The 19,874-nt window shown below is 59.1% G+C and carries 14 protein-coding genes; 11 read left to right on the top strand and 3 right to left on the bottom strand.

All coding sequences use genetic code 11. The features are described from left to right. Nucleotides 1-75 precede the first annotated feature (75 nt). On the top strand, nucleotides 76-2,367 hold the full coding sequence (locus BMY73_RS10730; RefSeq protein ID WP_092406990.1) for a molybdopterin guanine dinucleotide-containing S/N-oxide reductase: 2,292 nt from the start codon (nucleotides 76-78) through the stop codon (nucleotides 2,365-2,367). 81 nt (nucleotides 2,368-2,448) lie between these two features. Here BMY73_RS10730 and BMY73_RS10725 read toward each other — a convergent pair whose 3' ends face one another. Together BMY73_RS10725 and BMY73_RS10720 are read right to left on the bottom strand one after the other, a co-directional pair. Beyond that, complete coding sequence (locus tag BMY73_RS10725; protein ID WP_092406988.1) at nucleotides 2,449-2,859, bottom strand: PA2817 family protein; 411 nt, start codon at nucleotides 2,857-2,859, stop codon at nucleotides 2,449-2,451. Between the two features lie 119 nt (nucleotides 2,860-2,978). Continuing rightward, nucleotides 2,979-3,182: a hypothetical protein gene (locus BMY73_RS10720; protein WP_092406986.1), complete on the bottom strand. Its 204-nt coding sequence runs from the start codon at nucleotides 3,180-3,182 to the stop codon at nucleotides 2,979-2,981. Between the two features lie 287 nt (nucleotides 3,183-3,469). Here BMY73_RS10720 and tssI point away from each other — a divergent pair, with 287 nt between their 5' ends. Genes tssI through BMY73_RS28305 form a run of 5 tightly spaced genes read left to right on the top strand, consistent with a single transcriptional unit; the run spans nucleotide 3,470 to nucleotide 12,245 of the window. Next, on the top strand, nucleotides 3,470-5,521 hold the full coding sequence (gene tssI, locus BMY73_RS10715) for a type VI secretion system tip protein TssI/VgrG (RefSeq protein ID WP_092406984.1): 2,052 nt from the start codon (nucleotides 3,470-3,472) through the stop codon (nucleotides 5,519-5,521). Nucleotides 5,522-5,543: 22 nt separating this feature from the next. After that, the gene (locus BMY73_RS10710; RefSeq protein WP_256571169.1) at nucleotides 5,544-6,410 is read left to right on the top strand and encodes a DUF4123 domain-containing protein; all 867 of its coding nucleotides are present in this window, start codon (nucleotides 5,544-5,546) and stop codon (nucleotides 6,408-6,410) included. Beyond that, nucleotides 6,407-9,847, top strand: coding sequence for a toxin VasX (locus BMY73_RS10705; RefSeq protein WP_092406980.1), 3,441 nt, complete (start codon nucleotides 6,407-6,409; stop codon nucleotides 9,845-9,847). The genes BMY73_RS10710 and BMY73_RS10705 overlap by 4 nt, the downstream gene beginning before the upstream one ends. Beyond that, nucleotides 9,837-11,033 (top strand): DUF6708 domain-containing protein, encoded by a 1,197-nt coding sequence (locus tag BMY73_RS10700; RefSeq protein ID WP_256571168.1) that lies wholly within the window; start codon nucleotides 9,837-9,839, stop codon nucleotides 11,031-11,033. Before BMY73_RS10705 ends, BMY73_RS10700 begins: the two co-directional genes overlap by 11 nt. A gap of 21 nt (nucleotides 11,034-11,054) precedes the next feature. Further along, complete coding sequence (locus BMY73_RS28305; RefSeq protein WP_256571167.1) at nucleotides 11,055-12,245, top strand: DUF6708 domain-containing protein; 1,191 nt, start codon at nucleotides 11,055-11,057, stop codon at nucleotides 12,243-12,245. A 136-nt stretch (nucleotides 12,246-12,381) separates the two neighbouring features. On the opposite strand, the gene BMY73_RS10690 is transcribed toward BMY73_RS28305, so the two are convergent. Continuing rightward, the gene (locus BMY73_RS10690) at nucleotides 12,382-14,826 is read right to left on the bottom strand and encodes an acyl-CoA dehydrogenase (protein ID WP_092406978.1); all 2,445 of its coding nucleotides are present in this window, start codon (nucleotides 14,824-14,826) and stop codon (nucleotides 12,382-12,384) included. A 238-nt stretch (nucleotides 14,827-15,064) separates the two neighbouring features. On the opposite strand from BMY73_RS10690, the gene BMY73_RS10685 reads away from it, so the two are divergent. The 5 genes from BMY73_RS10685 (at nucleotide 15,065) to BMY73_RS10665 (ending at nucleotide 19,458) form a co-directional block, all read left to right on the top strand. Then, nucleotides 15,065-15,688: a glutathione S-transferase family protein gene (locus tag BMY73_RS10685; protein WP_092406976.1), complete on the top strand. Its 624-nt coding sequence runs from the start codon at nucleotides 15,065-15,067 to the stop codon at nucleotides 15,686-15,688. 204 nt (nucleotides 15,689-15,892) lie between these two features. Then, entirely contained in the window at nucleotides 15,893-16,825 is a 933-nt protein-coding gene (locus BMY73_RS10680) for an ABC transporter ATP-binding protein (protein WP_062380472.1), read from the top strand. After that, nucleotides 16,822-17,601 (top strand): ABC transporter permease, encoded by a 780-nt coding sequence (locus tag BMY73_RS10675; protein WP_062380474.1) that lies wholly within the window; start codon nucleotides 16,822-16,824, stop codon nucleotides 17,599-17,601. The genes BMY73_RS10680 and BMY73_RS10675 overlap by 4 nt, the downstream gene beginning before the upstream one ends. A 395-nt stretch (nucleotides 17,602-17,996) precedes the next feature. Then, nucleotides 17,997-18,485 (top strand): Hcp family type VI secretion system effector, encoded by a 489-nt coding sequence (locus BMY73_RS10670; RefSeq protein ID WP_062380476.1) that lies wholly within the window; start codon nucleotides 17,997-17,999, stop codon nucleotides 18,483-18,485. Nucleotides 18,486-18,495: 10 nt separating this feature from the next. Next, complete coding sequence (locus tag BMY73_RS10665; RefSeq protein ID WP_092406974.1) at nucleotides 18,496-19,458, top strand: hypothetical protein; 963 nt, start codon at nucleotides 18,496-18,498, stop codon at nucleotides 19,456-19,458. Nucleotides 19,459-19,874: the final 416 nt, after the last annotated feature.

Here is a 19,874-nt window from a genome sequence, read left to right as displayed (position 1 = left end):
CGACCGCAAGGGCGAGCCGGTGGCAGCGACGTGCTCGCCGGTGCCTTCGACAGCGAAATCGGGAGGGTAAGCATTATGGGCTTCACGTCGTTGCATTGGGGGGCGTATCGCCCGCGGGTGGTGAATGGGCGGCTGGAGGCGATGGAGCCTGTTTCCTGGGATGCCGATCCATCGCCCATAGGCGCGTCGATCCCCGGCGCGATCGATTCGCCGACCCGCATCCGCCGCCCCGCCATTCGGCGCGGTTTTCTTGAGCGTTTTGCCGATCATCCGGCATTGAGAAGCCCGCACCTGCGGGGGCAGGAGGCCTTTGTCGAAGTGTCTTGGGACGCCGCGCTCGACCTGGTTGCCCGCGAACTGACGCGTGTCAAAGGCGAGCATGGCAACGCTGCGATTTTCGGCGGCAGTTACGGCTGGGGCAGTGCCGGGCGTTTTCATCATGCTCAGAGTCAACTGCATCGGTTCCTCAACGGATTCGGCGGCTACGTCTCCAGCGTCGACAGCTACAGCCTGGGTGCCGGGCGCGTGGTGATGCCGCACGTCGTCGGCAGCATGGACTGGCTGCTGGCGGCTCACACCCCGTGGGAGAACCTGGCAAAACATTGTGAGATGTTTGTGGCATTCGGCGGTTTGCCTATTAAAAACGCCCAGTGCAGTCCGGGCGGCGCGAGCGACCATCAGGTGGCGGGGGCTATCGAGCGGATGTCGCAGGCGGGCGTGCGCTTCGTCAACGTCAGCCCGTTGCGCGATGACCTGCAAGGTCCTGAGCATAATGAGTGGCTGGCGGTACGGCCCGGCACCGACACGGCGCTGATGATGGCGTTGTGTTGGGTGCTGGTAGACGAAGGGCTGTACAGCGAGGATTTTCTTCGGCGTTACACCGTGGGCCACGAGCGATTCATCACGTACCTGCGTGGTCATCTCGACGGCGTGGCCAAGACGCCTGAGTGGGCCGCTGCACTGACCGGTCTTGAGGCGGACCGGATCATTGGTCTTGCCAGAGAGATGGCCGGCAAGCGAACCCTGATCAACGTGGCCTATTCGCTCCAGCGCTCGGTGCATGGCGAACAACCCTTCTGGATGACCGTGACCCTGGCCGCCATGCTGGGGCAGATCGGTTTGCCGGGCGGTGGATTCGGCTTGGGGTATGGTTGCCTGAACAACACGGGCAGCGGTCGCAAGGCCTTTTCCGGCCCGCGCCTTTCCCAGGGCGTTAACCCGGTCAAGGCGTTCATTCCGGTGGCGCGAGTCTGTGACATGTTGCTCTACCCCGGCGAACCCTTCGATTACAACGGCCAGCGGTTGCACTACCCCGACATCCGGCTGGTGTACTGGGCGGGCGGTAACATCCTTCACCATCATCAGGACCTCAATCGCCTGTTGGTGGCGTGGCAGCGTCCGGAAACCATTGTGGTTCACGAGCAATACTGGACCGCGCAGGCCAAATACGCGGACATCGTCCTGCCGGTGACCACGGCGCTGGAGCGCGACGACATTGGCAGCGCGGCGTCAGATCGGTACATGATCGCCATGAAGAAGGCGATCGAGCCCATTGGCGAGTCCCGGGATGACCATTCGATTCTGGCGGAACTGGCGCGGCGTCTGGGTTTTGAAGAGACCTTCACCGAAGGTCGTGACGCAGGGCAGTGGCTGCGGTTTCTCTATGAAGCGTCGCGGCGTCGGGCTGAGGAGTTCGACATTGATCTGCCAGCGTTCGAGCAGTTCTGGCGCGACGGCGTGTTCGAAATCGACTACCCGGCGCAGGAAACCGTTCTGCTCCAATCATTCCGTGACGATCCGCAGGCCCATCCGTTGCCGACACCCTCCGGCAAGATCGAAATTTTCAGCGAGCGGATTGCCGGTTTCGGCTACCCGGATTGCCCGGGGCATCCGGTCTGGCTGGATAAGCCGCCCGCCGAGTTCCCGCTGCACTTGCTGTCGAACCAACCCAAAACGCGCCTGCACAGCCAATACGATCATGGCGCTTGCAGTCAGGCGTCGAAGATCCGTGGGCGTGAGCCCCTGACCCTCAACCGACAGGATGCCGAGGAACGAGGCATCGCCGACGGCGATGTGGTCAAGGTGTTCAACGCGAGGGGGGCTTTTCTGGCCGGGGTTATCCTCTGCGACGACATCCGGGCGGGCGTGGCCCAGATCGCGACAGGTGCCTGGTTCGACCCACTGGTGAAAGGGCAGCCGCACGGCCTCGAAAAACACGGTAATCCCAACGTGGTCACAGAGGACATTGGTTCATCGCGACTTTCGCAAGGCTGCTCGGCACAGACGGCGTCCGTCGAGGTGGAAAAGTGGCAGGGCGAGTTACCGGCGATCACCGCTTTTGTGCCGCCGGAGCTGCTGGTTCAGTAGCGGCCCCCTACGTGCCGAACCGCGGCGCCCGACAGGTGCTTCGTCCGTCCTGTCGCCGCCAACACCGATCACCGGACCCCATCAGTGCCGGGGTCCGTCCTGACCCATTGCCAGCAGTTGTTTCTCCTGGTCCCAGTCGAACGGTTCTTCGTTCTCCTCAGCCTCGAAGCGACGCTCTTCCAGCGCGGTGTACAGGTCGATTTCTTCGTCGGGCATGAAGTGCAGGCAGTCGCCGCCGAAGTACCAGAGCAGGTCGCGTGGCACCAGGTGAGCAATTTGCGGGTAGCGCTGGATCACCTGGCAAAGCAGGTCCTGACCCAGGTACTGGCTTTCGATGGGCTCCACCGGCAGCAGCAATGTCAGCTCGTCGTAGCGCTCCAGAAACAGCGCATGACTTTCTTCGGGAACCTGTTCGGCTTCACCGAGCGCGACCAGAATGCTGCGCAAGTGCGCCAGCAGGTTGAGAGTGCGGTCGAGATTGGCGTCGGCCATGATGAAGTCCTCAGAGGCAAAAACAGGCGCGCGAGTATAGTTCCCGACGGCGGCGACCGATACCCCAATGAGGACTGGCGGTCGACAGGGCTGGACGCATCTGTCGACCGAACGTCAGCTCAGTGCCATAAACCGGCCAGGTAACGGTGCCCCGCCTCGGTCAGGGCCAGGTGAGAGAACGTACGGTCGGGACTGGGTTGGCGCGTGATGAAGCCAATGAGCAAAAGTGTTTGCAGGGTCTGTGTAGGTTTGCCGCTGTGAAGGTCCTCCCCCGAGGCGATTTCAGCCAGCAGGCAGCGATGAGTCAGGCGGTGATCGATCATGGTGCGTCCCCTTGGTGTTTTCTTGTTGTTACCGGGGAGTGTAGGACAGGTTGCGGGGATGTGCAGGCTAGAGCCGTACAAGCCGGGCAACGTTCTTAGTTCTCTGCAAAAAACAGACGCTTGCCCTCACCTAAGTACTTCTCAGATCTGTCGATGTTTTGGGAAATTTCCTGCATAAATTTTTTTCCGTCCTTGTTAGCGTGCCCGCAAATCGACGCATTTGTCTGCACCGACCAAGCGGTGGGCATCGCGTTCTCTCTCTCCGCCCACCGCCTGAGGATAAGCGCATGTTCGCATCCGCCGACACCGCGCAGTTTTCGCTTCTGATCCCCACTGTGCATAACGATTTCAAGGTACTGGCCTTTACCGGTACCGAAGCGATCAACACCCTTTATGGCATCGAAATCGAGCTGGTCAGTGAAAACGCTCGCGTGGACCTTGAAAGCTTGCTCGCTCAGCCGGCGTTTCTGAGGTTCGGTTTCACTGGCGAGGGCCTGCACGGGCATATAGAAGATGTGCGCGTGGGAAAGTGCGGTACGCGTTTGACGCACTATCACGTGACGCTGGTGCCAGCGTTGTACTACTTGCAGTTCAGCCACGATCAACGCATTTTCCAGCGCCTTACGGTGCCGCAGATCATCGCTCAAGTCCTCGAGGGACATGGCATATTCGCTAACGCTTACACCTTTTATGTCACCACCAGTCCGGAGCGCGAATACTGTACGCAATACCTTGAGAGCGACTTTGAGTTCATCCAGCGATTATGCAGCGAAGACGGTATTTCCTGGCATCACCAGCACAGCAGGGAGGGTCATCGGCTTATCTTCACTGACGCCCAGACCTACTTCCCCTTGCTCGGTGACACGCCTTATCACCAAGACAACGGTCAGGTGCCCGATCATCCGGTCGTCAATCAGTTCGCTATGCGCTTGAGCACCCGGACCAGCGTGGCCACTCGGCGTGGTTATAACCTGGCGCGCCCTGGCCTTCGGCTGGAGGGCAAGCTCACTACCGGTTTCAGACCCGCACTTGAAGACTACCGCTACCCGACGATGGGCACGGATGAGCGGTCGCGCAACCAGGACGCCCGTCTGGCCCTTGAGCGGCATCGCGCCGACTACCAGTTAGCGGAAGGAGAAAGTGATCAGCCCGTGCTGCGCAGCGGGCACATGTTCACACTGACGGAGCATCCACGTAAGCAATGCAACGCCATGTGGCTGTTGCTCAGCGTGACCCATTCCGGCAAGCAACCTCAGGCGCTGGAGGAGTTCATCAGCCATGAGTCAGCGCCTGAGCGCGGCTTTACCCAGGGCTACCGCAACAGCTTCCGCGCGTTGCCCTGGGATACGTTCTACCGGCCGGCTCTGGTCACGCGCAAAATGCCATTAGTCAGCCAGACCGCCCGTGTCACCGGCCCCGTTGACGAAGATATTTTCTGCGACGAATACGGACGGGTGAAGGTTGAGTTTCTCTGGGATCGAGCCGAGCTTCGTAGCGACAGGAGCAGTTGCTGGTTACGGGTCTCGTCCAGCTGGGCAGGGGACAATTTTGGCTCGTTGACCATTCCGCGTGTCGGCATGGAAGTGGTGGTGACCTTTCTGGAAGGCAACCCTGACAGACCACTGATCACGGGCTGCGTGCCCAACAAGGTCATGGCGGTCCCCTATCCCTTGCCCGCGAATAAAACCAGAACCGTGCTGCGCAGCCACAGTTCGCCCTCAAGTGGCGGATACAACGAGCTGTCCATCGAGGACCGGGCCGGTCAGGAGCTGATCTACCTGCGGGCCCAGCGTGACATCGAGCAGTTGATTCTGAACGACAGCCACGTCCGGATCGGTAATGACTGTCGCGAACAGGTCGCTCACGACAGCCACACGTTGATTGGCAATGACTGCTTCGAACAGGTTGGCAGCAACCGGTCCAGCCTGATCAAGGGTGATGAAACGCATACCACCCAGGGCCAGCGAAATACCGTTATCGGCGGTGACGAGGTGATCAGCATCACCGGCAACAGCAGCGTGATGGCGGCCGGCACGGTGGTGGTTCAGGCAGGGGCGCAGGCCCACGTCACCGCCACCAACGTGGTCATCAGTGCTGACATGAGCCTGACACTCCAGGCGGGCGGTCAGTACATCGTGATCGGGCCCGACGGCATCTACAGCAGCACGCCGATTCAACTGGGAGGCGTGCCCAGGGTCGGTGTCGCGCCGCTTCAGGCCGCGCCGCTTGCGCCGGCTGCCTTGACGGCCATTCAGGCAGGTCTGTTGCCGCAAGCCCAGCGTGAGGCCTTGATGAACAAGCATCCGGTCTGCGCCGTGTGCGAAGACGCTCAACAGTAAAGAGAGAACCACCTTGCTCGAGATGCCCCCACTGCCCGGTGATCTGCCCTGGACGACACCCGCTTATTTATTGATTGACGGGGTCAGTGCTCCCTACCTCGTCACGCATTTGCGCAACTGGGGCAATCCCGCCCATTGCCTGTACAGCAACACGCGCTGGCACGAACTCGCTGACATTTCACCCTGCCTGATCTCGGTGCCGACTGCCGACGATCCGTTGCTGTTGCATTTTCTGGAGAACGCCGCCCACGAATGGGGCTATCTGCTGTTCAGTCACGCCACGAAGCAGAGCTTGTGTGATCACTGGCGAAATCTGCTGACGGTCGAGGACCCTGGGGGCGTACAAGTGATGCCGCGCATTGCCGATCCAGCGGTCATGCACCCGTTGTTCAGCCTGGCGGAGCAAGCCAGCAGTGGGCGCTGGTTCGGGCCTGTCTCTCACGTCTGCCTGCCCGATGCGATGCAAGGCATGTGGTTGCGCCATCAATGTCCGGCCGACGTTCGTACGCACCCGCTCAAACGCTATCGCTTCACTGAGCAGGAGTTCACAGCGCTCGGTGAGGTCGAGTTCCGACGCTCGGTGCTGAATTTGACCCGCCACATGCAGGCAGCATTTCCCGGTTACGCCGCGTCGGGCACTGCACGCCAACGGCTGCAGCTCATTGATCAGATCGCCCGACAGGCCTATGACCTGGGGTTTACCTGTGAGCAGCAAATGACGCTCTACGCCAATGTGCAGGGCTATCTGGCGGGTCAGGCAATGACGGATCACCCGGACATTTTCGACCTGCTGACCAATCCTTCGTCAGGGACTCATCTCTCACGCGTGCTACGCGCGGCCAAGCTCGCCGAAGACCGTGCCACACCGCAACAAGGACGCCCGTCGTGACCACCTCCACGCGCACGAACATCAGTGCAAACACCGTCGCCATGACCAAAAGCGTCAAGGATGCCCGTTCACCCGTCGGGCTCTGTCCCCTCATGGGCAAGAAACTCCAACTGTTACCGCTGCGGTATGGCCTGGTCGAACACCTCGATCCCCGCGCCGAACACCAGATGCCACTGACCTTGGAAAGTCAGCCCCTGGGTTTGCGATTGTTGCGTGATGGATACCTGTACATCATCGACAACGACACCGGTTATTTACACGAATACGCGATTGAGCAGGGGGCGATTTCCAAGCTCCTCTGGAGCAGCAACGAGGTCGCCAACGACCAGCGGACGTCGTCGGTCGGCGAGCCTCACTTGATCTTTGCGCGCCAGCACACTTTGTATGCCAGCTACTCGGAAATCCAGTGGACGGCCCGCAAGTGCTCCCAGGTGTTGAAAAGTGAGGGCGAGCGCCAACGTCTCATGCAGCGCATCGATCTGGGCAGTGCCTGTGCGTCCAAAGGCGGCCCTCATCTGCTGGCCAGACGGCAGGCGCAAAAATGGTTGGCGGAGGTCGCCGAGCCCGATGCCGTGGCCAGTGCCCACGAAGCGTCAATCAGGGCCCTGCCTGAAGGCGTCAATCCACAAGAAACCCGGCCGTATCACTGGGAAGACCCGCCCCTGTTTCAGAACACGGCCATTGAGGCGCTTACCAGCAACGTCCTTGGCCCTTACCAGAATGACTACCTGTTTCTGGTCTTGCGCGATGACTTCGGCGTCATGCGCGACCTGGCCAATGCGCAACTGCAGATCGCCGACTGGATCGGGCAATGGAGTGCCGATGAGTCCGGTCAACGGCACTACCTGACCGGCGCCTATATCCAGTCGATGTATGCCGTGGACGAGGCCCACCTGCAAACCGCGAGCGCGACGGATCCCGCGATCAAACGCCTGCTGGATGAGACGAGCGCCGAGCAGCGCGACAGCATTTATGAGTACTTGCGCGTTCGCCGCGATCAACCCGGCAACGCCATGTACGGGTCGCAAGCCCATTGGCGGGAAGCGGCCAGGACCGATCCGTATGCCCGCGCATTTGTCGACATGGTGGATGCGCTCGGCGATGCGCGGTACCAGACACACTCAGACACGATCACCGCACTTAGCCTGCAGACCTGGGAAGCGTTGCACGGCAAGCAGATCGGCGTGCGCGGAGTCGACCACCTGGTCCAGCGGACCGCCATGCAGACCTTTGTCAGCCAGCAACAACGCCTGCTCAACCATTGGCACCAACGGCTGGAGCGTGTGCGCAACGATCGCCTGAAGATGATCACCGCTGGTCATTTTCATCGGGCGGCCTGGTACTACGACTTTCAGTCGGATGTGCAGGTCCGGCACCGTCTGGAAACCGAGTTCGTGTGTGTCGCGGCCCTGTGCTGGAACCGGGAAGCCACCGAGAAACTGGCCGCATTCCTGGACGCCAACCTGCTCACCGTGGTGCCTGGGCTGGAGACGCTGACGCTTGACGACCAGCTCGATGTGGCCAAAAAACTCGCGGACCTGAGCAGCTTCTCGATCAAGGCGATGACCGCTCAGGAAACAGCGGTGAGCGTCAATGCGCTCGCCAACCAGTTCAACAGCCTGATGCGGGAGCGGTTGCCCAACTACGACAACCTGAATCAACGCTTCGCGGGGCTGCAGAGCTTGTTGGACGGGGCTTACGATCCGGCGCATCAGTTGAGAGCTGCCAGTGACCTGGAAAGCGCACATAACGCTTTTAAAAGTCAGCAGCAGATAAGCCCTGATAATTTCATTCGTAACATAGGCCCACCGGTTCGCCTGAAAATGCTCCGGGCGTTCTCTCGCCACGGCCTGACCTTGCGTGCTGCTTCGGCGCAGGAGATAGAGGCATTCACCCACGCGCGTGACAACGCGCTCTATCTGCGCACCCAGCTCAAAGCGGCCTACAAATTACGCTCCAATGCGCTGTTAGGGCAAATCTATGGCCTGGAACCCCAAGGCAGCGAAGTTGCGCATAACAAACGGATCAATCAACTCAAGACCGCGCTGGAGCCTATTGAGGAAACCCTCACCCGCGCCTTGACGGTAGGAAGTACCGGGCCAGGGCAGATAGGCACGGTGGTCGAGGGTTTGTCCTCGCAACTGCGCGACGAAATGCAAAAGACCGTACGTGACTACCGCGCCACCGGGACGTTCAGACAGCCGTTCAACAGCGCATTCAAGTCCGCCGGAGACGGACTGGCGTTGGTGTTGTTTTTGTTTCATGCGCAGAAGTTTGTTGAGGTGTTCACAACCCTTGACAGGAAAGCCAGCAAATCGTCCGAACACTGGTCGCTTTTTGAAAACTTTATCGTTATGTCATCCGCTGGCTTCGCAGCAATACAGGGCCTCTCGGTGACGATCTTTCAGGCCCATATCGAGCGGATGGAAAGTGCGGCCGGCAAGCTCAACAGCATGAGCCGTCTTGGACGCTGGGCCGCCTATTCAGGGTTTGGCGCTTTCCTGTTCGGGGGGCTGGCGGCCGCCATTGATGGGGGCAAGCATTCCCGGCAATGGGGCCGGGCCTTTGCCCAAGGTGACTACAAGGGCTTGGGCGCCGCCAGCCTCCAGATCGCCGGTGATGGCATCCTGCTGGGCACCAACACCTGGGGTTTCGTACACACCAGTTCGATTATCAGCTCGGTCCTGAAAAATCCTGTTGAACTGCGCGCCCTGGCCTGGGCCGAAGCCAGTCCTCGCCTGTTGAGCATTGCGGCCCGCGCCAACGTGATCGGGCTGATCGGCACCGCCCTGCAATTGCTGGGTGAGGGGCTTTACAACTATTTCAATCTGGACGAACTGCAACAGTGGCTGCACACCAGTGCCTGGGGCACGAATGCCCAGCCGGGTACCTTGCAGGACGACTGGAGTCGCCTGGCCAGTGTGGTGCAAAAGCCGACCTGCACCCTGATTCGTGATGCCCAGCGCACGTACCTCAAGCTGGTGCTGCCAGGCGTTCGCACGCTGGAAATGGATCGGCGCCGGCTGGGTTTACGGGTGTACCAGCAAACCCGCGACCGCTATCAGACCGGCCCTTATAACCCGCGTCTGCCACCCCGGTATTGGCGGGAAAGCAGTGCGGCCTGGGCGGCTTGCGCCTTGGTGGCCAGCACGGATGAGCACGCCTTGACCCTGCATCTGCCCATCCCCAAAGCGCTGCAGACCTCGGATTTCGCCCTGGCCTTTACCGTCGCCTATCAACTGGAGGCGCACCGCGAGTTGTTCCACCGCACCAGCTTTGTGTTGGACGATCTGCGTATCGCGACGGTGCAATACGCACGCATCCCGACAATCGGCACATTTGAAATCGATGCGGTCGACACCCTGCCCTGTGGCGAGGACACCGATGCGTTCTGGCACTTCACCCGCGATGAAATGGCCCTTGACGATGCTGTTTAACAACCTCTTCAAACGCAAGCACGACACGTCCCCTGAGCAGTCTGTCGAGGATATTCGCAGTCAGCGCCCTCGCGCCGGAGAGATCCGCAGGCGGGGGCTGAACGAAACCCTGTTCCTGTCGCCGTTGCCGGTGTTCACCGGGCAGGTGCAGATGGGTCGCCGCAATTTCTCGCAAATGAATGACACTTTCCTGGAGTTGGGAGGCAGTAACGTTGGCACGGTTGATGTGGCAAAGAGGTTGGCGTTTGGTGTGTTGCTCATGTTGTGTACCGCTTTTGTTGTTCCCCTGCTCATTTCTTTAAAGTTTGTATTTTTTAGTTCGTCAGGGATTGAGCGACAGTTCTTCAATACGCTTGGTGATATTACAAGTGTGTTCGCATTGGGTTCTCTTCTGTCGATCATTCCGCTTGGCGGCTATGTCTACGGCATGCTGCGCAACGTGCGCATTGCCGCCCGAAGTTATCCGGTGCGCTTCAATCGCCAGCGCCGAGAGGTCTGTTACGTCAATGACGAGACTCAACGCGTCTTGATCGTACCGTGGGAAAACGTGGTGGCCTGGGTGGCCAACAGTCAGGGTGTCAGCAGTTACGGCGCCCTGCGCGACTACACCTTTGGCATGGGCCTGGAGGACGAAGAGCAGGACACGGTGCAGTTTCTCCTGCTTGCCCAACCCAGTGATGCGCATGCATTGGGCATGTGGACGGCGATCCGCAATTACATGGAGGAAGGGGAGTGGGTGGATACCCCCAGTCCGTGGATCAAACTGCTGGGGTTGACGCTGAGCGAAGATGAACTCAAACCCTATGAGGGGCTGCATACGTTCGATATCGAACGGCGGAGTGCCCGTTTCATGGGTGGCTTGGACAGCGGTGCAGTTGGCTTGACCCGCGCGGAGCGAGAACGCTTCGGCTACTCCAAACCCAACCGCTGGCCCCTGCGCCTCTGGTACCTGCGCCGCATCCTGACCTTCTGGAAACTCCCTTACATCTTCGCAGAGTGGTCCCACCGCAAAGGCCGACCCGAGATGCCCGAGCAGGTGAAAGCCTGGTCCCGGCCGATCCCACCCGAGCAATGGGCCAAACCCAGCGCCGCGTTAAAAAAAGCCAACGCGGTGATGAAAGACGCCATGGGAAAAAAAGGCATGACCTTCGTACAGGCCTGCAAGGCAGCGGGGCTGCACCGATGAATCTGCACGGGGCAGCCTGCGATGTTTAAAAACCTCTTCAAACGCAAGCACGAAACGCCGCCTGAACAGTCGGGTGAGGATATTCGCAGTCAGCGCCCCCGCGCCGGAGAGATCCGCAAGAGGGGGCTGAACGAAACCCTGTTCCTGTCGCCGTTGCCGGTGTTCACCGGGCAGGTGCAGATGGGTCGCCGCAATTTCTCGCAAATGAATGACACCTTCCTGGAGTTGGGAGGCAGTAACGTTGGCACGGTTGATGTGGCAAAGAGGTTGGCATTTGGCGTTTTGCTTATGTTGCTCCTGGCGTTTGTTGTTCCTGGCCTTATCGTGCTGTACGGAGTGATCGTCTACCCGCAGAACTTCCCAACGCCTCTCAAAGACTTGTGGCTGGGGATCCAGGTTTTTTCCACTTACGCACTTTTAAGTGTTTTCCCGCTTGGCGGCTACGTCTACGGCATGCTGCGCAACGTGCGCATTGCCGCCCGAAGTTATCCGGTGCGTTTCAATCGCCAGCGCCGAGAGGTCTGTTACGTCAATGATCAAACTCAACGTGTCTTGATCGTTCCGTGGGAAAACGTGGTGGCCTGGGTGGTCAACATTCAGGGTGTCAGCAGCTACGGCGCCCTGCGCGACTACACCTTTGGCATGGGCCTGGAGGACGAAGAGCAGGACACGGTGCAGTTTCTCCTGCTTGCCCAGCCCAGTGATGCGCATGCATTGGGCATGTGGACAGCGATCCGCAATTACATGGAAGAAGGAGAGTGGGTGGATACCCCCAGTCCGTGGATCAAACTGCTGGGTTTGACGCTGGGCGAAGATGAACTCAAACCCTATGAGGGGCTGCATACGTTCGATATCGAGCGGCGGAGTGCCCGTTTCATGGGTGGCTTGGACAGCGGTGCAGTTGGCTTGACCCGCGCGGAGCGAGAACGCTTCGGCTATTCCAAACCCAACCGCTGGCCCCTGCGCCTCTGGTACCTGCGCCGCATCCTGACCTTCTGGAAACTCCCTTATCTGTTCGCCGAGTGGTCCCACCGCAAAGGCCGGCCCGAGATGCCCGAGCAGGTGCAGGCCTGGTCCCGGCCAATTCCGCCCGAGCAATGGGTCAAGCCCAGTGCCGCGTTGCAGAAAGCCAACGCGGTGATGAAAGACGCCATGGGTAAAAAAGGCATGACCTTTGCGCAGGCCTGCAAGGCAGCGGGGCTGCACCGATGAATCCGAACGGGGTAGCCTGTGATGTTCAGCATTCCTTTCACATTCCTGGAAGATCGCCTTAAAGCAGTGCTCCCAAGGCCAACGGCCAGAACCCGAAACAGCTCAGAGGCACTGGCCGCTTAAGTAAACGGAATATTTAGCGGATTTTGCCTTCCGCCGCCTTCAGTTCTTCCTTATCAAAATCATCCACGTCGATCACCTTGCGTCGCGCCGCTTCCGCTGCGCGCAGTTTTTCGGCTTCGGCGGGTTGCAGTACGCCTGCGTTCAACGCCGCATCGATGACGTGCTCGCCGCCCGCTGCCTTGACCTGACCGCTCTTGACCCCATGATGCAGCTTGCCGTGCAGCGTTTTCGCGCCGGTCAGCAGGTCCGCTGCATGTTGCAACGCGCCCACCGGGTCGCTTGCCGACGTCGGGCGGTAGCAACCGGCGAGCACCGATTCCAGCGCCGGATCCCCTTTGCCACGGCCCAGGATCCCGGCGACTTCAGCATCCAGTGCGTCCGACGGGCCTTTGTGGCGGCGACCCAGCGGGAATACGATCACGCGCAGCAGACCACCAAGCACCCGGTTCGGGAAGTTACTGAGCAGTTCGTCCAGCGCGCGCTCCGATTCGCCCAGGGCTTCTTCCATGGACCAGCGAAACAGCGGAACCAGCGATTCCGGATAATCCAGGTCGTGATAACGCTTGAGCGCGGCGGACGCCAGGTACAGGTGGCTCAGTACATCGCCCAGGCGCGCTGACAGACGCTCGCGTCTTTTCAGTTCGCCACCCAGGAGCATCATGCTCAAATCGGCGAGCATCGCGAACGCGGCGGCCTGACGATTAAGGGCGCGGAAATACCCTTGGCTCAGGCGATCGCCGGGCATCTGTTCGAAGTGACCGAAGCCCAGGTTGAGCACCAGCGTGCTGGCCGCGTTGCGCACGGCGAAGCCGATGTGCTGCAGCAGCAGATCATCGAATTCGACGACCGCGCGCTCTTTGTCTTCACGTCCGGCGAGGGCCATTTCCTTGAGCACGAATGGATGGCAGCGGATCGCGCCCTGACCGAAAATCATCAGGTTGCGCGACAGAATGTTCGCGCCTTCCACGGTGATGAAGATCGGCGCGCCTTGCCATGAACGCCCCAGGTAGTTGTTAGGGCCCATGATGATGCCCTTGCCACCATGGACGTCCATGGCGTGCGTGATGCACTCGCGGCCTCGTTCGGTGAGGTGATACTTGAGGATGGCCGAGAGCACAGACGGTTTTTCCCCGAGGTCCACGGCGTTGGCGGTCAACATGCGCGCACTGTCCATCAGCCAAGCGTTACCGCCGATGCGCGCCAGAGACTCCTGAATGCCTTCGAACGCGGCCAGTGGCACGTTGAATTGCTCGCGGATCTGCGTGTATTGACCGGTCACCAGGCTGGTGTATTTCGCGGCACCGGTGCCCACCGCCGGAAGGGAAATCGAACGGCCCACCGACAGGCAGTTCATCAGCATCATCCAGCCCTTGCCGAGCATGTCCTGCCCACCGATCAGGTACTCCAGCGGGATGAACACGTCCTTGCCCGAATTCGGACCATTCATGAAAGCCGCGCCCAGCGGCAGGTGGCGCCGACCGATTTCCACGCCCGGGGTGTCGGTAGGAATCAACGCGAGGCTGATCCCCAGATCCTCTTCTTCGCCCAGCAAATGCTCAGGGTCGTACGCCTTGAAGGCCAGACCGAGCAGGGTGGCAACCGGTCCCAGCGTGATGTAACGCTTTTCCCAGTTCAGGCGCAGACCGATGACTTCCTGACCTTTCCACTCGCCCTTGCAGATGATCCCGGTGTCGGGCATCGCGCCCGCGTCCGAACCCGCCAAAGGACCGGTCAGCGCGAAGCAGGGAATGTCATCGCCGCGGGCCAGGCGCGGCAGGTAATGGTTGCGTTGTTCGTCGGTGCCGTAATGCAGCAGCAGTTCGGCAGGACCCAGCGAATTGGGCACCATGACCGTGGAGGCCAGGTCGCCGCTGCGGGTCGCCAGTTTCATCGCGACTTGCGAGTGCGCATAGGCTGAGAAACCTTTGCCGCCGTACTCCTTCGGAATGATCAGGGCGAAGAAACCGTGTTCCTTGATGTGCGCCCAGGCCTCAGGCGGCAGGTCCATGGCCTGACCGATTTCCCAGTCGCTGACCATGGCGCAAAGCTGTTCCGTTGGACCGTCGATGAAGGCCTGTTCTTCTTCGGCCAACTGGCTTTTCGGGTAGCTTAGCAGGGTGTTCCAGTTCGGGCGGCCGCTGAACAACTCGCCATCCCACCACACAGTCCCGGCGTCGATGGCGTCGCGCTCGGTGTCGGACATGGGCGGCAGAACTTTTTGAAACCAGGCGAACATCGGCGCACTGAAATATTTGCGACGCAGGTCAGGCAGGGCCAATGGCACGGCCACGGCCAACCAAAGGACCCACGGGATGATCATCCAGCCATGAGCATGACTGAACACGCCCATCGCCAACAGATACACCGCCACGATGCCCAGGGCAGGGAAGGGGGCGACACGCCGATGGGCCAGCCAGGCCACGCCGATCACCAGAACCACGATCCACAACAACAGCATAAACAGCCCTCCATGAAGATGGCGAAGGTGAACGCCATCGAAAAGCCGGGCAATCGCTCTGGCCCGCGCATCGATAGTGACCCCGCGCTGTCATGGGAGTTCGAGGGCTGGCCGATGTGCGTGAAGTTGTGGCTCGAACGCCCGCTTCTCGGGGTAGACTGGCGACCCACAGGCATATGCCACTAATCCCGTTGATCCATGACCAGCGCGTCGCGCACCGCACAGGAGAATCCGCACCATGTTGAAGATCTGGGGCCGCAAGAATTCGTCCAACGTCCGCAAAGCGTTATGGGCCGCAGAAGAGTTGGGCCTCGAATACGAGGCGATCAACGCAGGCGGTGCGTTCGGTCTCAACAATCAGCCTGAGTACCTGGCGAAAAATCCCAACGGCGTGGTGCCGATGATTGAAGACGGCGACTTCGTGCTGTGGGAGTCCAATGCCATCGTCCGTTATCTGGTGGCTCAATATGCGCCGGATTCTGCCCTTTGCCCGGCCAGCCCTAAAGCGCGCGCTCAGCAAGACAAATGGATGGACTGGACCACGTCGACGTTCGCTGCGCCTTTCAAAACCGTATTCTGGGGTGTGTTGCGCACGCCAGCCGAGCAGCAGGACTGGGCCCAGATCAATGCGGCGAAGGCCACGATAGAGGGGCTGTTGCGCATCGTTGAGCGAACGCTGGCGGTACAGCCCTATCTGTCGGGCGAGTCATTCGGGGCGGGAGACATTCCCCTTGGCAGCTTTATCTACGCCTGGTTCGAAATGCCGATTGAACGCACGGACTTGCCTCACCTCAAAGCCTGGTACGAGCGTTTACAGCAGCGACCGGCCTATCGGGCTGCGGTGATGACCGCACTGACCTGAAGCCGCAAGCGTTAGAGTAATAAGTACTATCGATAGACTTCGCTGTACTTGCGCGGCGTCGGCAAGCAACATTGCTTTGTGCGCCGCGTTTGCAACATCTTGTTTCAAGGCTAGACGTTGCCTGGCACCGAGAGCGGTGTGGCGGTCACGCTTTTGTATTCGGTTCTTCCTTCTTTATTCCTTTTTATGGGTGTGTTTTCAGTCATGAGTTCAGCTCTGTCCATCCGGCAGCTAACCAAGACCTACGGCAACGGTTTCCAGGCCCTGAAGGGCATCGATCTGGACGTCGCCGAGGGTGATTTCTTCGCGTTGCTTGGCCCTAACGGAGCCGGCAAATCCACCACCATCGGCATCATCTCTACCCTGGTCAACAAGACCACGGGGACAGTGAACATCTTCGGCAACGACCTGGATCGTAACCCCGCGCAACTCAAGCGCTCGATCGGGGTGGTTCCGCAGGAATTCAATTTCAACCAGTTTGAAAAGACCTTCGACATCGTAGTGACCCAGGCCGGGTACTACGGTATCCCGCCGAAGATCGCCAAGGAGCGCGCCGAGCAATACCTGACCCAGTTAGGGCTTTGGGACAAACGCAGCGTACCGTCGCGTTCGTTGTCGGGCGGCATGAAGCGCCGCTTGATGATCGCCCGCGCACTGATTCACGAACCGCGCCTGTTGATCCTCGACGAACCGACGGCGGGTGTCGACATCGAGCTGCGCCGTTCGATGTGGACCTTTCTCACCGAGCTGAACGAGAAAGGCATCACCATCATTCTCACCACGCATTACCTGGAAGAGGCTGAGCAGTTGTGCCGCAACATCGGCATCATCGACCACGGCACCATCATCGAAAACACCGGCATGAAAACATTGCTGAACAAGCTGCACGTCGAAACCTTCCTGCTGGACCTCAAGGACCCGATGCAGACTGCGCCGCAACTGGCCGGTTATCCGTCGCGGCTGGTGGACAGTCACACGCTCGAAGTGCAGGTCGATAAAACCGTCGGCATCACGGCGCTGTTCGGTCAACTGGCGTTGCAAAACGTGCAGGTGCTGAGCCTGCGCAATAAAACCAACCGCCTCGAGGAGCTGTTCGTGGGTCTGGTCGAAAAAAACCTGTCGAAGGTGGCCGTATGAGTTCGGAGCTACGTCCCAACCTGATCGCGATGAACACCATCGTCTATCGCGAAGTCCGCCGCTTCATGCGCATCTGGCCGCAGACGCTTCTGCCGCCGGCCATCACCATGGTCCTGTACTTCGTGATCTTCGGTAACCTCATCGGTCGCCAGATTGGCGACATGGGTGGGTTCACCTACATGCAGTACATCGTGCCGGGCCTGATCATGATGTCGGTGATCACCAACTCCTACGGCAACGTCGTCTCCAGCTTCTTTGGCGCGAAGTTCCAGCGTTCGATTGAGGAATTGATGGTGTCGCCGGTTTCGCCGCACACCATCCTGATCGGTTTCACCCTGGGCGGCATGCTGCGGGGCCTGATGGTGGGCGTCATCGTGACCATCCTGTCGATGTTCTTCACCGACCTGCAGGTGCATCACCTGGGCGTGACGATTGTGGTGGTCGTACTGACAGCGACGATTTTCTCGCTGCTGGGTTTCATCAACGCCGTCTTCGCCCGCAACTTCGACGACATCTCGATCATCCCGACCTTCGTGCTGACACCGCTGACCTACCTGGGCGGGGTGTTCTACTCGATCAACCTGTTACCGCCGTTCTGGCAGACCGTTTCGCTGGCCAACCCGGTGCTGCACATGGTCAACGCGTTCCGTTTCGGCATCCTGGGTGTGTCCGACATCAAGATCAGCATCGCCCTGACGTTCATGGTCGTGGCGACCATCGTCCTGTATCTGGGTTGCGCGCGGTTGCTGGTGAGTGGTCGCGGGATGCGCCAGTAAACCAATGGTGTTGCCGGGCAGGCTCGCTCCTGTGGGAGCGAGCCTGGTCTGAGCGGCGTTTCGATCAAGAGGCCGGTACATCTGTCACATTAACGGTACCCCGCCAATCCGCTTTCGCGAGCAAGCTCGCTCCCACAGTAGTTTTCCCTGCATTTATGCTAGCGGCGCTTCGCCCTACGCCGCTTCCACTACGATCCAGCAGAAAGCGCTGCCACAACGACGAGAGCTGCCCGCTGATCCAGTCCTCGCTGGATTTCGGAACCCTCCGTAAGGCACACAATGCTCCTCGCGTAGGACCGTTCTGAAACTGCGAACTTGCTGCATCGCCTTCCTTCTTCGGCCGAATGACTTGCCCCTATCCTTGCCAGCACTTCATTCTGCGAGGAATCAGCGACATGGCATTTGATGGATTTATCAAACTGGACGGCATCGCGGGCGAGTCGCTGGATCAACGGCACAAAGACTGGATAGAAATCGTTGCCTATAACTTCGGCGTCAACCAGAGTACGTCGGCAAGTGCCAGTTCAAATGGGGGCGCGGGCTCGGGTCGGGCCAGCTTGACCGACTTCAGTTTTACCAAGCGCCTGGACAAATCCAGCGCTCGGCTCTTTGAAGCCAGCTGCTCGGGTGAGCACATTAAAGAGCTGATTTTGTGCCTTTACCGCGCCGGTGGTGAAAAACTCAAATATTACGAAGTACGCCTCGAAGAAGTCATCATCTCGGACTTCTCGCAAAATGGCGAAAGCGGCGAACCGCTGGAAGAAGTTCAGATCAACTTTGGTCGCATCAACATCGTTTACACCCAGCAGAAACGCAGTGATGGCGGAGCCGCAGGCAACATCTCCGGCGGCTGGGATCGGATCGCCAACAAACGCTTTAGCTGAGACGGCGAACATGACCAAACCGTACGTCTTCATCAACGGGCAAATGCAATCCTACGCCACGCTGAAAAACCGTGTCGGGGGCAACGCAAAGTTCGACGTGCTCAACGAGCACATTCGGAATGTCGTGGTCATGCCCGGCCAGATAGTGATCATGGGCGATCTCACCACGCGCACCTTGACCGGCGAAGAAGTCGAGCTGATGAACTACGCCAAAAACGTCCGCAGACAACTGAGCCAGCATCAGGCCCGCGCCGACAGACAGGTCATCAAGAACTACGATCTTCTGCAGCAGATGCTCGGGTATGGGTCGTTGGGGCTGGGTGCAGCAGTAGGAAGCTGGAGTGCCCACCTGAAAGGCGTTCAGAACACACTGGCTGATATCGAGCGGTTGTACAAATTGTCGCTCACCCGAGGTACTCCCATCGCTCGCCAGGAATTCCTCAATCAGCGAAAGGTCCTCTTCGCCAAACTCGATACCCAGCTGGAAGGCATTGCCCGCTGGGGCACGAAGCTGAAAAAGAAAGGATCGATTAAAAAGATGCTTGGGATTTCGACAAAGAGTTATTTGCATACAGGTGAGATACAAGGGTATGCGAGGAAAATCGGAGGAATCGCGAAAGCGGTCAACGTGCTTAAACAAGGTACAGCTGTCGGCATAGGGATGAATATTTTGTCCAGTGCTCTGGAAGTTAAAGAGGCTTGCTCCACTGGAAGAGGCGACGTATGCAGGAAAGCCCATTATATTGAGGGCTTCAAATTAGGTGTTGGTATTGCGGGTGGCGCAGCAGGTAGTGGTTTTGGTGTGGCCGTTACCACGACGATATGTATGGTCGTCTTTTCAGTGCCTTCGGGAGGGCTTTCGGTGCTCGGTTGCGGCCTGGTGGGTGGATTAATAGGTGGATACGCAGGCGGTGTGAAAGGTGAGGTCGTGGGTGCAGACGTCGGCGAATTCGTTTATGAGTGGAGGCCTTGATGCCTGCCACTGCGACCGGGGCGGTTGGGCTGGCACTTTTACTGAGCTTATGGTTCAACATTGTCATGTTCGTGATATTTGCATTAAAAAACCTCAATTTTTTGGAGGGTTGTCTATCAAGCAGCCCTTGTATCGCGCTAACTAAAGGGATATGGGGAGACGGGGTAATAGGAAGGCATATGCGCATAAATATGATCTTTTTAGCCGTAACGTTTCCTTCTGCCATGTGTCGCCGAGGTTATATAAGGGAAAATGATAACTTCAGAGTCCCCTATCATTTTAAGCTTCGACTATGGATTCTCTACACGCATCTATCCTTGAATCTATTAGTGTTGATGATTTTGGGGTATGTGATAGAAACGACCTAACCAAAATAAATGTCAAGTCAAAAAAAGAAAGAGGTGAATAAGATTTTC

This window comes from Pseudomonas sp. NFACC02 (assembly GCF_900110765.1).
Classification (GTDB): domain Bacteria; phylum Pseudomonadota; class Gammaproteobacteria; order Pseudomonadales; family Pseudomonadaceae; genus Aquipseudomonas.
The sequence above is the reverse complement of the archived record's forward strand: the minus strand, read 5'-3'. Positions and strand labels throughout refer to the sequence as shown.

Excerpts from the sequence above, each read along its gene's own strand:
- BMY73_RS10730 (WP_092406990.1), top strand. The coding sequence starts at position 76 with ATGGGCTTCACGTCGTTGCATTGGGGGGCGTATCGCCCGCGGGTGGTG.
- BMY73_RS10725 (WP_092406988.1), bottom strand. The coding sequence starts at position 2,859 with ATGGCCGACGCCAATCTCGACCGCACTCTCAACCTGCTGGCGCACTTG.
- BMY73_RS10720 (WP_092406986.1), bottom strand. The coding sequence starts at position 3,182 with ATGATCGATCACCGCCTGACTCATCGCTGCCTGCTGGCTGAAATCGCC.
- tssI (WP_092406984.1), top strand. The coding sequence starts at position 3,470 with ATGTTCGCATCCGCCGACACCGCGCAGTTTTCGCTTCTGATCCCCACT.
- BMY73_RS10710 (WP_256571169.1), top strand. The coding sequence starts at position 5,544 with ATGCCCCCACTGCCCGGTGATCTGCCCTGGACGACACCCGCTTATTTA.
- BMY73_RS10700 (WP_256571168.1), top strand. The coding sequence starts at position 9,837 with ATGCTGTTTAACAACCTCTTCAAACGCAAGCACGACACGTCCCCTGAG.
- BMY73_RS28305 (WP_256571167.1), top strand. The coding sequence starts at position 11,055 with ATGTTTAAAAACCTCTTCAAACGCAAGCACGAAACGCCGCCTGAACAG.
- BMY73_RS10690 (WP_092406978.1), bottom strand. The coding sequence starts at position 14,826 with ATGCTGTTGTTGTGGATCGTGGTTCTGGTGATCGGCGTGGCCTGGCTG.
- BMY73_RS10685 (WP_092406976.1), top strand. The coding sequence starts at position 15,065 with ATGTTGAAGATCTGGGGCCGCAAGAATTCGTCCAACGTCCGCAAAGCG.
- BMY73_RS10680 (WP_062380472.1), top strand. The coding sequence starts at position 15,893 with ATGAGTTCAGCTCTGTCCATCCGGCAGCTAACCAAGACCTACGGCAAC.
- BMY73_RS10675 (WP_062380474.1), top strand. The coding sequence starts at position 16,822 with ATGAGTTCGGAGCTACGTCCCAACCTGATCGCGATGAACACCATCGTC.
- BMY73_RS10670 (WP_062380476.1), top strand. The coding sequence starts at position 17,997 with ATGGCATTTGATGGATTTATCAAACTGGACGGCATCGCGGGCGAGTCG.
- BMY73_RS10665 (WP_092406974.1), top strand. The coding sequence starts at position 18,496 with ATGACCAAACCGTACGTCTTCATCAACGGGCAAATGCAATCCTACGCC.